Below are 14,153 nucleotides of genomic sequence, written 5' to 3'. Positions count from 1 at the left end.
CAAGGAAGGCCCGTGCGCCGCAAGGGAACCCTGTTCTTGGAAGAGGTGGAGGTGCTCACCCCCCGCCCCGACCGCTACCCCCACCCCCTCCCCCCCTCCGCCGACCTCCCCCTGGCCTACGAAAGCCAGCTCCCCCTGAAGGAAGGCCTGGTGCAGGACGCCCTCATGCGCATCGCCAAGCTCTCCCTTCCCCTGGCCCCCATCCGCCCCTCCCCCAGGCCCCTGGGCTACCGCACCGCCGCCCAGTACGCCCGCCATCCCTTAGGGGGCCTGGCCTACCGCTTGCCGGAAAGCCATCATCTCTTCCGGCTGGAGGAGGATCCCCTTCTGGCCGAGCCCCTGGCCTGGGCCTTCTCCCTCCTACAAACCTGGCCCCTGCCCGTGGAGGAGGTGGCCCTAAGGGGAAGCCTCCTGGAAGGCCGGGTGCTTCTCGGCCTCATTGGAGGAAGCCCGGAAAGCCTAAGGCGCCCCGCCAAAGCCCTGGTCCAGGAGGGCTTTGCCGGGGTGGTCTGGGCCGAACCCTCCCCCAAGGGGCGTTTCCGGGGGAAGGTAGAGCCCCTCTATGGGGAAAGAACCCTCCGGGAACGGTTCGGCCCCCTCACGGCCACGGTGAGCGTGGAAAGCTTCAGCCAGGTGAACCCCTTGGCCATGGGGGAGCTTTTAGAGGAGGCCCAGGGCCTGGTTTCGGGAGGGGAACGAGCCCTGGAGCTCTATGCGGGAAGCGGTCTCTTCTCCCTTCTTTTGGCCTCCCGCTACGGGGAGGTGGTGGCGGTGGAGATCAGCAAGGAGGCGGTGCGCCGGGGAGAGGCGGATAGGAAGCGGCTTGGCGTGGAAAACGTGCGCTTCCACCGGGGGGACGTCAAGGAGGCCCGGAATCTGGGCACCTTTGACCTGGTGGTCCTGGACCCTCCCCGCACCGGCCTTTCCCAGGAGGTGAGGGCCTATCTGGTGGAATCCCGGCCCAAGGAGGTCCTATACGTGGCCTGCGACCCCGCCACCTGGGCCAGGGACGTGGGGTGGCTGGTGGGGGGTGGCTACCGGCTGGCCTTCGCCCGGCCCTACGACTTCTTCCCCTTTACCCATCACGTGGAGGTCCTTTCCCTCCTAGAGCTAGGGTAGGGGGAGGCCCCGGAAAAAGGGCAGGGGGTCCACGGGAATCCCCCGTAGGCGCACCTCCAGGTGCAGGTGGGGCCCGGTGGAAAGCCCCGTGCTCCCCAATAGCCCCAGCACCTGCCCTTCCTGTACCCGTTCCCCCACCCTCACCCGACGCTCGGAAAGGTGCCAGTACCCGGTGCAAAGGCCCATCCCGTGGCTCAGGACCACCGCCTCCCCCCGCACCTTCAGCCTCTCGGAAAGCACCACCACCCCCTCGGCCACCGCCCGCACGGGGGTACCTAGGGGGGCAGCGAAGTCCAGGCCCTCGTGGTAGGAGGTGAAAAGGGTGCCGTACCGCCTTCGGGTGCCGAAGGGACTGGTGATCCGCCCCTCCAGGGGCCTTAGGAACCGGGAAAAGGTCAGGGGTCCCTCCTTGGGACAGGCCCCCACCACCTTTTCCCGCTCCGCCTTCAAGCTGGGGTCCTGGAGCAGGCCCTCCAGAGAGGGGCTCAGAACCAGGATTTCCTGGCCATAGCCTCCCGGGCTCACCTCTAGGACAGGGGAAACCTCTTCCCCATCCAAGTAAAGGCGCAAAGGGTACTCCTTAGGCTCCGCCAAGGCCCCCACCGGCAAAAGGGCCCATAGGCCCTTCTCCCCGGGCACCAAGGGGTACCGCTCCCCCAAAAACCCCACCCACCCCTGGGCGTACCCCTCCACCCTTAGGCCAAAGGCCCGGCCCTGGACCGGGGGGAAGTAGACCAGCCTTCCCTTGGGCAAGGCCACCTCCCCCCCGGTCCGCACCAGGAGCACCTGGCCCACCTGGATGCGGTTGGGGTCCCTTAGCCCGTTGAGCCGGGCCAGCTCCTCCACCGTGGTGCCATAGCGCCGGGCGATGGCAAAGAGGGTTTCCCCGGGGGCCACGGTATGGGTCAGGGCCCGGGGGCCCTCCGCCCAAGCCCAAAGCCCCCCAAAGGCCAACAGCCAGACCAACCACAGCCGCCGCATACGGGGTATCCTAGGGCAAAAGGAGCCCGTATGGTGCTGATCCTAAATGGACCCAACCTGAACCTGCTGGGAGGGCGGGAGCCCGAGATCTACGGGCGCACCACCCTGGAGGAACTGGAAACCCTCTGCGAGGCCTGGGGGGCGGAGCTGGGCCTGGGGGTGGCCTTCCGCCAGAGCAACTACGAGGGCCAGCTGATAGAGTGGGTGCAACAGGCCCACCGGGAAGGGTTTTTGGCCATCGTCCTGAACCCTGGGGCCCTCACCCACTACTCCTACGCCCTCCTGGACGCCATCCGGGCCCAGCCCCTCCCCGTGGTGGAGGTCCACCTTTCCAACCTCCATGCCCGCGAGCCCTACCGCCAGCACTCCGTGACCGCTCCTGCCTGCCGGGGCATCATCTCGGGGTTCGGGCCCCTCTCCTACAAACTGGCCCTAGTGTACTTGGCGGAGGTCCTGGAGGTAGCCCCGCCGGGCTGACCGAGGTGGGCCAGGCCTAGAATCCCTTCCCCGGAGGGCCGGCCCATCTGATATACTGAAAAGAGGCTTTGGCCCGAGAGGAAGACTATGTCCGAGACGGTCATTCCTGTAGAAATCACAGAAGAACTCAAGCAGAGCTTCATCAACTACGCCATGTCCGTCATCGTGGACCGGGCCCTGCCCGACGTGCGGGACGGGCTTAAGCCGGTCCAGAGACGAATCCTTTTCGGCGCCTACCAGGAGGGGGTGCTCCCGGGCCGCAAGCACGTGAAAAGCGCCAAGATCGTGGGCGAGGTCATGGGCAAGTACCACCCCCACGGGGACGCCGCCATCTACGATGCCCTGGCCCGCCTGGCCCAGCCCTGGAACCTGCGCTACCCCCTCGTGGACGGCCAGGGAAACTTCGGCTCCATCGACGGGGATCCCCCGGCGGCCCAGCGCTACACGGAAGCCCGGCTTTCCCCCTTAGGGGCGGAGATGCTTTTGGACATTGACAAGGAAACCGTGGATTTCCGCCCCAACTACGACGGCTCCCTCAAGGAGCCCGAGGTCCTCCCCGCCGCCATCCCTAACCTCCTGGTGAACGGGGCCAGCGGCATCGCCGTGGGCATGGCCACCAGCCTCCCCCCCCACAACCTCAGCGAGGTGATGGACGCCCTGGTGGCCATGATCGACAACCCCGGGATCACCCTCGAGGAGGTCATGCGCCACCTCCCCGGCCCCGACTTCCCCACCGGGGGCAAGCTCTCCCGCAAGGGCATCCAGGAGGCCTACGCCACGGGCCGGGGGAGCCTCAAAATACGGGCCAAGGTGCGCATCGAGGAGAAGGGCCAAAAGCCCATGCTGGTGGTTACGGAGATTCCCTACCAGGTCAACAAAGCCAGCCTCATCGCCCAGATCGCCGCCTTGGTGAAGGCCAAGAAGCTGGAGGACATCGTGGCCCTCCGGGACGAGTCCGACCGCCAGGGCCTGCGCATCGCCATCGAGCTCAAGCGGGGAGCAAGCCCCCAGGTGGTGCTGAACCAGCTCTACAAGCACACCTCCTTGCAGGCCTCCTTCACGGTGAACCTCCTGGCCATCGTGGAGGGGGAGCCCAAGGTCCTTTCCCTCTTAGATCTCATGCGCCACTACCTGGACCACCGCAAGGAGGTGATCCGGCGCAAAAGCCTATTTGAGCTCAAGAAGGCCGAGGAAAGGGCCCACGTGTTGGAGGGCCTCCTCATCGCCCTGGACCACATCGACGAGGTCATCGCCTTGATCCGGGCTTCCCAGGACGCGGGCGAGGCCCGAAGGGGGCTTATGGAGCGCTTTGGCCTCAGCGAGGTCCAGGCCCAGGCCATCCTGGACATGCGCCTGCAACGCCTGGTGGCCCTGGAGCGGGAAAAGCTCTTGGAGGAGTACCGGGAGCTCATGGAGGAGATCGCCCGGCTTAGGGCCATCCTCGAGGAGGAGGGGCGGCTTTGGGCTGAGGTCAAGAGGGACCTCCTAAGGGTCAAGGAAAAGTACGGGGATGCCCGGCGTACGGTGATCGCCGAGTTTGAGGAGAGCTTCAACCCCGAGGACCTCATAGAGGATGAGCCCATGGTCATCACCCTCACCGCCCAGGGCTTCCTAAAGCGCCTTCCCCTGGAGAGCTACCGGGCCCAGGGAAGGGGCGGGAAAGGGCTTATCGCTGGCAAAACCAAGGAGGAGGACGAGGCCATCCAGGTCTTCGTGGCCCAGGCCCATGAGGACCTCCTCCTCTTCACCAACCGGGGCCGGGTCTACCGCCTGAAGGTCTACGACCTTCCGGAGATGGGCCGCCAGGCCCGGGGGGTGCACGTGAAGACCCTTCTCCCTCTGGCCGAAGAGGAAGAGGTGGCCGCCTTGCTTTCCGTGAGGGGCTTGGAGGGGGAGGGCCACCTGGTCTTCGCCACGGAACGGGGCTTGGTGAAGCGCACCGCCTTGAGGGAGTACCAGAACCTGGGTACAGCAGGGCTCATCGCCATCCGGCTCCTGGAGGGGGACCGGCTCATTGGGGTGGCCCTTTCCGACCCCGAGGACGAGGCCATCCTGGCCACGGAGGAGGGGCAGGCCATCCGCTTCCCCTTGGAGGAGGTTAGGGCCACGGGCCGGGACAGCCAGGGGGTGACGGGGATCCGCTTCAAAAAGCCAGGGGACCGGGTGGTTTCCCTGGTGACGGTGAAGCCCGGGGAGATGGTGGACCTCCTGGCGGTGAGCACCCGGGGCTACGGCAAGCGCACCCCCCTGGCCGAGTACCCCTTGCAGGGCCGTGGAGGAATGGGGGTCATCACCTATGCCACGTCCCTTAAGGTGGGGCGCCTGGCCGCCCTCCTCAAGGTGCGGGGCACGGAGGATCTCTTGGTCCTTTCCAAGAAGGGCCTGGCCATCCGCACCCCCGTGGCCGAGATCCGCCAGTACTCCCGGGCCACCGCCGGGGTTAAGATCATGAACCTTCCCGAGGACGACGAGGTGGCCAGTGCCTTTGCCGTGGAGGAGGAGCAGTAATGGAAGAGGTGGTCCTGATCACCGCCCCTAACGAGGAGGTGGGCCATACCCTGGCCCGCACCCTGGTGGAGGAGGGCCTGGCCGCCTGCGTGAACCTGGTGCCGGGCCTCACCTCGGTCTACCGCTGGCAAGGGGAGGTGGTGGAGGACCGGGAAGTGCTCCTCATCGCCAAGACCACCACCTTCGCCTTCCCCCGGCTTAAGGAGCGGGTCCTTTCCCTTCACCCCTACACCGTGCCCGAGATCCTGGCCCTGCCCATCGCCGAGGGGCATGGGCCCTACCTGGCGTGGCTTAGGGAGAACGTAAGGTGACCCCTGAGATGCTGGATTTTCTCCGGGCCTTGCATGGAACCGGGGCCAGGTTTTTGGTCATCGGGGGGTATGCCTTGGCCTTTTTCGGCCGCCCCATAGACCTACGCGACCTCGAGGAGCTATGAAAATCCGGCCCATCGCCCGCAGGTTTTCCCTGGAAACCCCCCTGGACGACCGGGGGGAGTGGCAGAGCCTGTCCCTGGAGGAGCGGCTTGAGGCCCTTTGGGAGATGGCCCTTTTCTGGACCGAACTGGAAAGGGAAAGGGCCAGGCGGGAGGGAAGGGAGCCCGAGATCGCCACGGACCGCCTTCTGCCCGTAGCCCACAAAAGGCCCCTGGACAAGGGGTAGGGCGGGAAGGATTTTTGTAACCCACAGGTTTACAAAACCACAGGGGCGTGCTAGCCTAGGGGCAAGGAGGCAGCCATGACCCAGGCCCGTGAAACCGTAACCTTCAAGCCCGGCGAGGTGATCCTGTACCCAGGGGTGCCGGGGCCCCGGGATCGGGTCTACCGGGTCCTCGAGGGCCTTGTGCGCCTCGAGGCGGTGGATGAGGAGGGCAACGCCCTCACCCTGCGCCTGGTCCGCCCCGGGGGGTACTTCGGGGAAGAGGCCCTGGCAGGTATGGAGCGGACGTACTTCGCCGAGGCGGTGACCGAGGTGGTGGCCGAACCCCTCCCCAAGGAACCCCACCCCGAGGAGGTCCGCCAGGTGCTCCAGAGCCTGGCCCAGGCCCTTTCCGAGTCCTACCGGCGCATCGAGCGCCTAGCCACCCAGCGCCTCAAAAACCGAATGGCCGCCGCTATCCTGGAGCTGGCGGAAACCCCCTTGGCCCACCAGGAACCGGAGGGCCTGGTCCTCCGCGCCACCCACGACGAGCTGGCGGCCGCGGTGGGGAGCGTGCGGGAAACCGTGACCAAGGTGATCGGGGAGCTCACCCGGGAGGGCTACATCCGCTCCGGCTACGGCAAGATCGTGCTGAAGGACATCCAGGGCCTTAGGGAACTGGCCCGAAGCCGAGGGGACGGGCGCTAGCCATGCCACCCCAACCGGGCCAAGCCCGGTTGGGGGCCTTGGTTTCGTCCCTAGGGGGCATGGCTAATCCCCCTTTCCCGTAAACTAAGGGTCATGCGCCTGCGCCAGCGGTTCCTCACCGGGCTGGTCACCCTCCTACCCCTTCTGGTCACCCTGTACTTCCTGGCCTGGGTCTACACCTACTCCGGGGGCTATATCCAGAGCTTCCTGCGCCTTTTGGACCTGGAGGTGCCCCGCACCTACCAGCCCTTCCTGCCCTTTGTAGGTCTTCTTCTCGCTGGAGTGCTCATCTACCTGGTGGGCACCGTGGCGGAAAACTACCTGGGCCGAAGGCTCATCGTCTCCCTGGAGCGCTCCCTCCTCCTCTTCCCCATCGTGCGGGACATCTACAAGGCGGTGCAGCAGATCACCCACACCCTCTTCGGCCACCAGGAGGTGAAGTTCAGCCGGGCGGCGGTCATAGAGTACCCCAGGCGAGGGCTATACACCCTTTGTTTTGTGGTGCAGCCCGTGAACGGCCGCCTTCCTCCCCTGCCAGAAGGGTACACCGCCGTCTTGGTGCCCACCAGTCCCGTGCCCGCCAGCGGCATGGTGATCCTAGTGCCTTCAGAGGAGGTCATCCCCCTGGAGATCAGCGTGGAGGACGCCCTTAAGTACGTGGTTTCCGCCGGCTTCCTCCTCCCCGAAAAACCTTCAGGCCCCTTAAGCTCTCTCCCACAAAGGGCTGAGCCCCCGGCGTAGAATGGGAGACGATGCGTCCCCTGATCCTCCTTCTCCTTTTCCTGGGGACGGTTTCGGCCGCCCTTCCTCCCCTCCTGGGGCCTGGTCTCCCCCCGGGCACGGAGCTGAGGCTTTTCTCCCAGGACCTGCGCATCCTGCACGGGGCTTGGCGGGTGGAGGGCAAGAGGCTGATCCCCCTCTCCGCCCCGGTACCTCCCAGGCTGGGCCAGGAGGTGCAACTCCTCTTGGTGCTCCCAGGGGAGAAGCCCCGCACCTTTCCCGGGGTGGCCGACCGCGGGGATGTGGTCCTCCTGCAGGACAAGGAGCGGGTGAGCCTGCTTAGGCTCCTCAAGGAGGTCTATGGCCTCGCCCCTCCGGAAAGGCTTTGGCCATGAAGCGCATCCTGCTCATTGAGGACGATGCGGAAGTGGCCCGCCTGGTGGAGCTGGAGCTCAAGGAAGCGGGCTTTTTCGTGGAGTGGGCCAAAAGCGGCATGGAGGGCCTGGTGAAGCACCGGGAGAGAAAGCCCGACCTGGTGGTGCTGGACCTGGGCCTCCCCGACTTGGATGGGGCCGAGGTGGCCCGGAGGATCCGGGCCACCGACGACACCCCCATCCTGGTCCTCACCGCCCAGGATGCCGTGGAGCGCAAGGTGGGCCTCCTTTCCGATGGGGCCGACGACTACCTGGTGAAGCCCTTCCACCCCGCCGAGCTTCTGGCCCGCATCCAGGTGCAGCTGAGGCACAAGGAAGGCAGCGAGGTCCTGAGCGTGGGACGGCTGGAGCTTTATCCCCGAAGGCGGCAGGTTTTCTTTGGAGAAAAGGAGGTGCGGCTTTCCCCCAAGGAGTTTGAGCTTCTCCACCTGCTCATGGGCCGCCCGGGGAGGGTCTTCCCCCGGGAGGAGATCGAGGAAAAGATCTGGGGCAAGCCCCTGGGCCGGGATTCCAACGTGCTGGATGTGCACGTGGCCAACCTCCGGGCCAAGCTGAGGGAAGCCGGGGCCTACGGCTACCTGCGCACGGTGCGGGGCCTGGGGTATGCGGTCCGCCCGGGAAGGGGCGAGGAGGAAGCCTAGCCCGGCCCCATGTCCTTCCGGCTTCGGCTTTTCCTCTCCTTCAGCCTCCTCTGGCTCCTCTTCTTGGTGGGGGCCCTGTACCTGGCGGGGCAGGGGGTGGAGCGGGCCCTTAGGGGCCACCTCGAGGCCACCCTCCTGGAGGACGCCAAGCGGGCGGCGGAGGCCTACCGCAAGGGTCAGACGGGGGCCCTCCTCACCACCGGGGGCGTCTACCTTCACCTGTATGCGGAGGACGGGGAGGCCCTGGTCCTCACCCAGGAGGCCCACCGCCTCCCCCCGGAGGCCCTAAAGGGGGTGGGCGAGGCCCCCAGGGTCACCTGGCAAAGGGGCTTTGCCGCCGCCTTGGTGCGCACCCCCTTGGGCCTCCTCGCCCTCACCCAGGACACCGCCCCCATAGACCTGGCGCAAAGGGCCCTGAGGCGGGCCCTCCTCGAGGCCTTCTTCCTCCTCTTCCCCTTGGGCATGGCCTTGGTCTACCTCACCGCCCGGCTCACCGCCAGGCCCCTGGAGGAGGCCGCCAGGGAGATCGCCAGGCGTAACCCTGAGCGCCTGGACCCCGTACCCCTGAACCTCCCCAAGGACGAGTTCGGCCGGATGGTGGAGGCGGTGAACGGCCTCCTTCTGGCCCTCAAGGAAGCCAAGGAAAAGGAACGGGCCTTTCTGGCCGAGGCCAGCCACGAGCTTAGGACCCCCCTCACGGTTCTTTTGGGCCATCTGGACCGGCTTTCCCGAAACCCCTTGGACTCCGAAGCCCTAAGCACCGCCCGGGCCACCGCGGAGAGGATGCGCCGCCTGGTGGAGGACCTCCTCTCCCTGGCCCGGGGGGAGGCGGAGCGCACCTTGAACCCCCATATCGTGGACCTCAAAACCATAGCCGAGGAGGCCACCCGGGAGTACGGGGTGGCCTTCCAAGGGGAGGCCCTGGAGGTCCTGGGGGACCCGGACCGGCTCCTGCAAATGCTCAGGAACCTCATCGCCAACGGGGTCCGGGCCGCAGGAAGGGAAGGGATCCGGGTGCGCCTCAGGCGGGAAGGGGAAAACGCCCTTTTGGAGGTGGAGGACCATGGCCCGGGGATCCCCGAGGAACTCCTTCCCCGCCTCTTTGAGCGCTTCGCCCGGGGGCCTGGGGGCGGAACCGGCCTGGGCCTGGCCATCGCCCAGGCCATCGCCAAGGCTCACGGGGGGGAGATCACCGTGGAAAGCCAGCCCGGCCGCACCCTCTTCCGGGTACGCCTGCCCCTTTTGGAGGAAGAGGCCTAAACCTGCCGCATCAGGGGCCAGGCACTCGGTGGAAGGCGTTGAGGAAGAGAGGAAGGGCCTCGGCCCGGGCCTCCTGTTCCCGTAGCGCCTCCTCAAAGGCCAGGGGTTCCATGAGAAGATGGGGCAACCTGAGCCAGCCCAGGTAGTACTCCCCCGCCTGCCCGGGGTAGGCAAGGCGGGCCTGCTCCTCGGGGAAGAGCAGGGCTTCAAAGGCCAGAGGGGAGGCCCAGTAAGGAGCGTGGGCGGTGCGTTTGAGGAACTCCTTTAGCCTCAAAGGGTTGCTCCAGAAGCCGTAGCGGAGGCGTTCGTCCAGGCTTTCCAGCTGGGACAACCGGCTTTGCCGAACCAGCTCCCTCCGGCGAAGCCTTAGGCGGGCATACTGGCCCAGGGAAAGAACCTCCCGGGAAAGGCCCAGGGCCAAAAGGAGCCTCGAGGCCACCACGTAATCCTGGTACTCCCGGTAAGGGTCCATAGCCCCAGGATGCCACCCCAAGGGAAGTAGGATGGTGGCATGGACCGGAAGGGTTGGGTCATGCGGGCGGTGGAGGCTCTGCGTTATGCCAGCTTCAAGGAGATCCAGCGCTATCTGGACGAAGAGGGGGAAGCCTTCTCCAAAAAGGAGCTGGAGGACACCCTGAAGGCCCTGGTGGCGGAAGGCATGCTGGAGGAGAAAGAAGGCACCTACCGCCTGGCCCGCAAGAAGGGAGGGGGGGAGGCCTTTGAGAAACTCTTCGGAGACTAGTCCCTAGTGGGCCCAAGCGCGCAGGTTAAGCCTGGCGGAGCCCCGTTCGCTCTGCTTCCGCCCCCACGGAGCTTAGAGGAAGGCTTTGCCGGGCCCCCTGCCAGGGCAGGAGGGCCTTAGAAAAAAGAGGGGGAGTGGGGGAGCTATAATCCCCCGGTTTCCAAGTTAGCCCTGCGGGGATAGGTAGTACTACCTAGAACCGAGGTCACGGGCGTAGCCCGTACCTTGTAGCCCCGCTCTTCAGAGCGGGGAGTCGTCACCGGGAGTAGTTGGGAGCCTCCTTGATGACCACCACGTCGTGGGGGTGGCTCTCTATTAGGCCCGCCATGGTCATGCGCACGAAGCGGGCTTTTTGCCGGAAGGTTTCTATGTCCGGGGCCCCCACATAGCCCATGGCGCTCCTCAAGCCCCCCACGATCTGGTAGAGGACGTCGGCCACGGGGCCCTTATAGGGCACCATGCCCTCGATCCCTTCAGGCACCAGCTTCTTGGCCTCGGTCTCCCCTCCCCTGCCCGGCTCCTGGAAGTAGCGGTCGGCGGAGCCCTGCCTCATGGCTCCCAAGGAGCCCATGCCCCGGTAGAGCTTGTAGCGGCGCCCATCCTTCAAAACCTCCTCCCCCGGGGCCTCGTCCGTGCCCGCCAGCATGCTCCCCAGCATCACCGTGTGGGCCCCGGCGGCCAGGGCCTTGGCCACATCCCCCGTGTACTTGACCCCCCCATCGGCGATGATGGGCACATCCAGGTCGGCTACCCCCGCCACCGCCTCGAGGATGGCGGAGATCTGCGGCACCCCCACCCCGGTCACCACCCGGGTGGTGCAGATGGAGCCGGGGCCGATGCCCACCTTCACCGCATCCGCGCCCCGCTCCGCCAGGGCCCGGGCCCCTTCCCGGGTGGCCACGTTGCCGGCAATGATCTCCACCTTCTCCCCGAAGGTTTCCTTCAGGTAGGTGAGGGCCTCCAGAATCCCCTTGGAGTGGCCGTGAGCCGAGTCCAGGACCAGGACGTCCACCCCCGCCTCCACCAAAGCGGCGGCCCTTTCCGGAAGGTCCCGGCTCGCCCCCACCGCCGCCCCCACCAATAACCGGCCCAGGGGGTCCTTGGCGGCGTTGGGGTACTGCTTGCGCTTCACAATGTCCTTTAGGGTAAGAAGCCCCTTGAGCCTCCCCGCTTCGTCCACCAGGGGAAGCTTTTCCACCTTGTGCTTGCGCAGGATCTCCTCCGCCTCCTCCAGGGTGGTGCCAGGCGGAGCGGTGATCAAGCGTTCCAAAGGGGTCATGACCTCGGTGACGGGCCGCTTCAGGTTGCGCTCAAAGCGCAGGTCGCGGTTGGTCACCAGGCCTAAAAGCTTCCCGTAGAGGTCCACCACGGGAAGCCCCCCGATGCGGTACTCCCGCATGAGGCGCTCAGCGTCCTCGAGGGTGGCCGTGGGCGGCAGGGTGACGGGGTCCTGGATCATCCCCGCCTCGGAGCGCTTTACCTTGCGCACCATTCCCGCCTGGGCCTCAATGCTCAGGTTCTTGTGGATCACCCCAAGCCCCCCTTCCCGGGCCATGGCGATGGCCATCTCCGCCTCGGTCACCGTGTCCATGGCGGCGGAGAGGATGGGGATGTTGAGGTAAAGCTTCCGGGTAAGCCTGGTCCTCACCGAAACCTCCCGGGGTAGCACCTCCGAATACCCAGGGAGGAGGAGCACGTCATCAAAAGTTAGGCCTTCGTAGAGGATCTTCCCCTCGTACATGTTCTCCAGGCTATACGCCCTCCTTACCTCCCGTCTAGGGCCAAAGCCCCTAAATCCCCTCTCTCGGGCCTGGCAAAGCATCCAGGTCATTTACCCGGCGGAAAGAAGCGGAGCATGGGGGGACCGCTTAGCCCAGGGCTTCCCGCTTCCTCAACCCATCGCCTCGAGGCGCCGAGCCGTTCCTCGGGAAGCCGGGGGGTGGTTCCCACCGGCAGGGCACCCAGGTGGTTGACGTACACCTTCCCATCCAGGCCTTCACCTCCGCCAAGCCCCAGGGCCTGGGCCTCCCGGACCCCGGAACCTAGCCATGCGCACCCTTCCCACCCAAGCCCAGTACCCCCTTACCGCCCAAACCACCTGTCTCCTGGGTGATGCCTTTACCTGGGCTGGCCTTCGAGGATGGTGGACTTGAACCACCGACCTCACGCTTATCCGACCGGCTCTTTAGCGTTCGCCTGGTGTTGCGATATTTTGGCTGCCAAGATTACTGCGAATCACGTAACGATTGGAGCGTGCGTGCAGCACAAAACCTCTGGCACCTCCCTTTGACTTGGTTCACCATCGCAGTGAAGTGCTATAATGCGGTTGTCCGGAAGGCCGGACGGGGACCTTGAAAGCCAGTTTTCCGCTTGCGCAAGGGAAATATGCGGTTTTCCCTTTTCATCTACCCTTCCTCCAGTGGCTTCGCTACGAAGCAAAGTCCGCAAAACCCCCTTTATTCGCCATATGCATATTCCAAGCTTCATGCTTCTCACAAACCCCCCCTCTGGGAGCATTGTCTGGGACGGTGTTCTTAGGGGGGTACAGTTGCAAGAGATGCTTCCCCGTAAGGGGATTGCGACGCCAGGGGGTGCCCAGAAAGACGGATCACTTGCCCGTCTATGTTGCAAGAGATGCTTCCCCGTAAGGGGATTGCGACACAGGACGTCCCGCTTCAGGTTCCAGTGCTTCATAACCTCTCCTAGGTTGCAAGAGATGCTTCCCCGTAAGGGGATTGCGACTTTACGGGAAGTCCCTGGACTGCCCGTGCTAAATACACGGGGTTGCAAGAGATGCTTCCCCGTAAGGGGATTGCGACACATCGTCGTCCTCGAGGGGGCGGACCTCCGCGTACCGTTGCAAGAGATGCTTCCCCGTAAGGGGATTGCGACCTCCTGATTTCCCTGCCCGTGTGGCGGCTTGCAAGGACAACCAGGTTGCAAGAGATGCTTCCCCGTAAGGGGATTGCGACGTCTTGTCGTCCCCGGGGGGCACCATGGCCCGGATGATTTGTTGCAAGAGATGCTTCCCCGTAAGGGGATTGCGACAAAGCCGGTGCTCAAATGGATCGGCTGGCGGGTTTCTTGGCCACACAGAGGTGACCCGAGGTCCACGTAGTCAGGAGCCTCATACCATAGGCCTCCCACCCCTCCAGCGGTTGTGCCTCCAGAGGCCCACGGGGATGGCCCCTATCCGGGCGCCTCGTCCGGTGTGGCTGGAGGTGCGGCTCAAGGAAGGGCCTTTGGCTCTCCCCCAACCCTATCCAAGACTAGGCCCCCTTGCGGATTCAGTCGGGCTCGGGAGGGATTCCTGGAACCTGCCAGGTGGCGTAGGTGGCAGGAGGTGCCGCAGCCCACGCCGAGGTTCGGGTGGTACGGTGGCCGGAGGCCAGGGTGACCCTGGAAACCTGCTCCCATGGGGGTTGCCAGGCGCTGGTCCTGCCCAAGGAGGGGGTAGCGTTTCGCCTCGAGGGGAGCCCTGGTGAAGCCTGCCGCCTCCTGGCCTTCCCGGATGCGGACGGGAACGGCATCCTGGACCAGGGCACCTCCAACCCCTACCTCCGCCGCCTGGCAGAACGGGCGGGCTTGGGCGGGTCAGGGTCCATGACTTCCGGCACACCTGGGCCACCCTGGCCCTCTCCCGGGGGGTGCCCCTGGAGGTGGTGAGCAAGCGCCTGGGCCACGCCACCCCCACCATCACCCTGAACGTTTACCGGCACCTGCTGGAGGAGAAGTGGCGGGGGTACGTGCTGGACCTGGAAGAACTCCTAAAACCGTCGCGAAATAGACCCCAAGCCTGACCCATAAGCCCTCAAAAGGGTTTCCCCCCTCGCTACCGAGGGGGGAAGTTTTGTGTCCTGGAGCTGGTGGGCGATGGTGGACTTGAACCACCGACCTCACGCTTATCAGCACTAAAGGGTAAGGGTC

Annotated in this window: 15 protein-coding genes, 1 pseudogene and 1 CRISPR repeat array; of the genes and pseudogenes, 13 read left to right on the top strand and 3 right to left on the bottom strand. The window is 65.6% G+C overall.

All coding sequences use genetic code 11. The annotated features are described in order from the left end of the window. Nucleotides 1-1,119 (top strand): class I SAM-dependent RNA methyltransferase (locus tag DK874_RS00915; protein ID WP_240307572.1); only part of this gene is annotated, 1,119 nt, incomplete at its 5' end. On the opposite strand, the gene DK874_RS00910 is transcribed toward DK874_RS00915, so the two are convergent. Continuing rightward, nucleotides 1,111-2,100, bottom strand: coding sequence for a peptidoglycan DD-metalloendopeptidase family protein (locus tag DK874_RS00910; RefSeq protein ID WP_114311885.1), 990 nt, complete (start codon nucleotides 2,098-2,100; stop codon nucleotides 1,111-1,113). The genes DK874_RS00915 and DK874_RS00910 overlap by 9 nt on opposite strands. Before the next feature lie 30 nt (nucleotides 2,101-2,130). On the opposite strand from DK874_RS00910, the gene aroQ reads away from it, so the two are divergent. From aroQ to DK874_RS00865, 10 genes are all read left to right on the top strand, one after another. Continuing rightward, on the top strand, nucleotides 2,131-2,577 hold the full coding sequence (aroQ, locus tag DK874_RS00905; protein ID WP_114311883.1) for a type II 3-dehydroquinate dehydratase: 447 nt from the start codon (nucleotides 2,131-2,133) through the stop codon (nucleotides 2,575-2,577). Nucleotides 2,578-2,664: 87 nt separating this feature from the next. Then, a complete protein-coding gene (gyrA, locus tag DK874_RS00900; protein ID WP_114311880.1) occupies nucleotides 2,665-5,085 on the top strand; it encodes a DNA gyrase subunit A in 2,421 nt (806 codons plus the stop codon). Further along, complete coding sequence (cutA, locus tag DK874_RS00895; RefSeq protein ID WP_114311878.1) at nucleotides 5,085-5,396, top strand: divalent-cation tolerance protein CutA; 312 nt, start codon at nucleotides 5,085-5,087, stop codon at nucleotides 5,394-5,396. Before gyrA ends, cutA begins: the two co-directional genes overlap by 1 nt. After that, nucleotides 5,393-5,521 carry a hypothetical protein gene (locus DK874_RS11950; RefSeq protein ID WP_275887324.1) on the top strand — a complete coding sequence of 43 codons (129 nt, stop codon included), beginning with the start codon at nucleotides 5,393-5,395 and terminating at the stop codon, nucleotides 5,519-5,521. The genes cutA and DK874_RS11950 overlap by 4 nt, the downstream gene beginning before the upstream one ends. Continuing rightward, the gene (locus DK874_RS00890) at nucleotides 5,518-5,745 is read left to right on the top strand and encodes a hypothetical protein (protein WP_114311876.1); all 228 of its coding nucleotides are present in this window, start codon (nucleotides 5,518-5,520) and stop codon (nucleotides 5,743-5,745) included. The genes DK874_RS11950 and DK874_RS00890 overlap by 4 nt, the downstream gene beginning before the upstream one ends. A 75-nt stretch (nucleotides 5,746-5,820) precedes the next feature. Further along, nucleotides 5,821-6,429, top strand: a complete 609-nt coding sequence (locus tag DK874_RS00885) for a helix-turn-helix domain-containing protein (protein WP_114311874.1) — start codon at nucleotides 5,821-5,823, stop codon at nucleotides 6,427-6,429. A 93-nt stretch (nucleotides 6,430-6,522) separates the two neighbouring features. After that, nucleotides 6,523-7,170 (top strand): DUF502 domain-containing protein, encoded by a 648-nt coding sequence (locus tag DK874_RS00880; protein WP_114311871.1) that lies wholly within the window; start codon nucleotides 6,523-6,525, stop codon nucleotides 7,168-7,170. Between the two features lie 11 nt (nucleotides 7,171-7,181). Next, complete coding sequence (locus tag DK874_RS00875) at nucleotides 7,182-7,544, top strand: hypothetical protein (protein ID WP_114311869.1); 363 nt, start codon at nucleotides 7,182-7,184, stop codon at nucleotides 7,542-7,544. Continuing rightward, entirely contained in the window at nucleotides 7,541-8,224 is a 684-nt protein-coding gene (locus tag DK874_RS00870) for a response regulator transcription factor (RefSeq protein ID WP_114311866.1), read from the top strand. Before DK874_RS00875 ends, DK874_RS00870 begins: the two co-directional genes overlap by 4 nt. Nucleotides 8,225-8,233: 9 nt before the next feature. Then, nucleotides 8,234-9,484, top strand: coding sequence for a sensor histidine kinase (locus DK874_RS00865; protein WP_114311864.1), 1,251 nt, complete (start codon nucleotides 8,234-8,236; stop codon nucleotides 9,482-9,484). 10 nt (nucleotides 9,485-9,494) lie between these two features. Here the strand turns inward: DK874_RS00865 and DK874_RS00860 are convergent, their stop codons facing one another. Continuing rightward, nucleotides 9,495-9,956: a hypothetical protein gene (locus tag DK874_RS00860; RefSeq protein ID WP_114311862.1), complete on the bottom strand. Its 462-nt coding sequence runs from the start codon at nucleotides 9,954-9,956 to the stop codon at nucleotides 9,495-9,497. Nucleotides 9,957-9,995: 39 nt separating this feature from the next. Here DK874_RS00860 and DK874_RS00855 point away from each other — a divergent pair, with 39 nt between their 5' ends. Further along, nucleotides 9,996-10,226 carry a hypothetical protein gene (locus tag DK874_RS00855; protein ID WP_114311860.1) on the top strand — a complete coding sequence of 77 codons (231 nt, stop codon included), beginning with the start codon at nucleotides 9,996-9,998 and terminating at the stop codon, nucleotides 10,224-10,226. 256 nt (nucleotides 10,227-10,482) lie between these two features. Here the strand turns inward: DK874_RS00855 and guaB are convergent, their stop codons facing one another. Further along, entirely contained in the window at nucleotides 10,483-11,967 is a 1,485-nt protein-coding gene (gene guaB / locus DK874_RS00850) for an IMP dehydrogenase (protein ID WP_114311857.1), read from the bottom strand. An 806-nt stretch (nucleotides 11,968-12,773) separates the two neighbouring features. Next, a CRISPR array of direct repeats spans nucleotides 12,774-13,274; the repeat unit is 36 nt; unit sequence GTTGCAAGAGATGCTTCCCCGTAAGGGGATTGCGAC. A gap of 501 nt (nucleotides 13,275-13,775) precedes the next feature. On the opposite strand from guaB, the pseudogene DK874_RS00845 reads away from it, so the two are divergent. Continuing rightward, nucleotides 13,776-14,026: pseudogene (locus DK874_RS00845) on the top strand (tyrosine-type recombinase/integrase); the annotation flags it as partial. Nucleotides 14,027-14,153: the final 127 nt, after the last annotated feature.

Source organism: Thermus caldifontis, from assembly GCF_003336745.1.
Lineage (GTDB): Bacteria > Deinococcota > Deinococci > Deinococcales > Thermaceae > Thermus > Thermus caldifontis.
The sequence above is the reverse complement of the archived record's forward strand: the minus strand, read 5'-3'. Positions and strand labels throughout refer to the sequence as shown.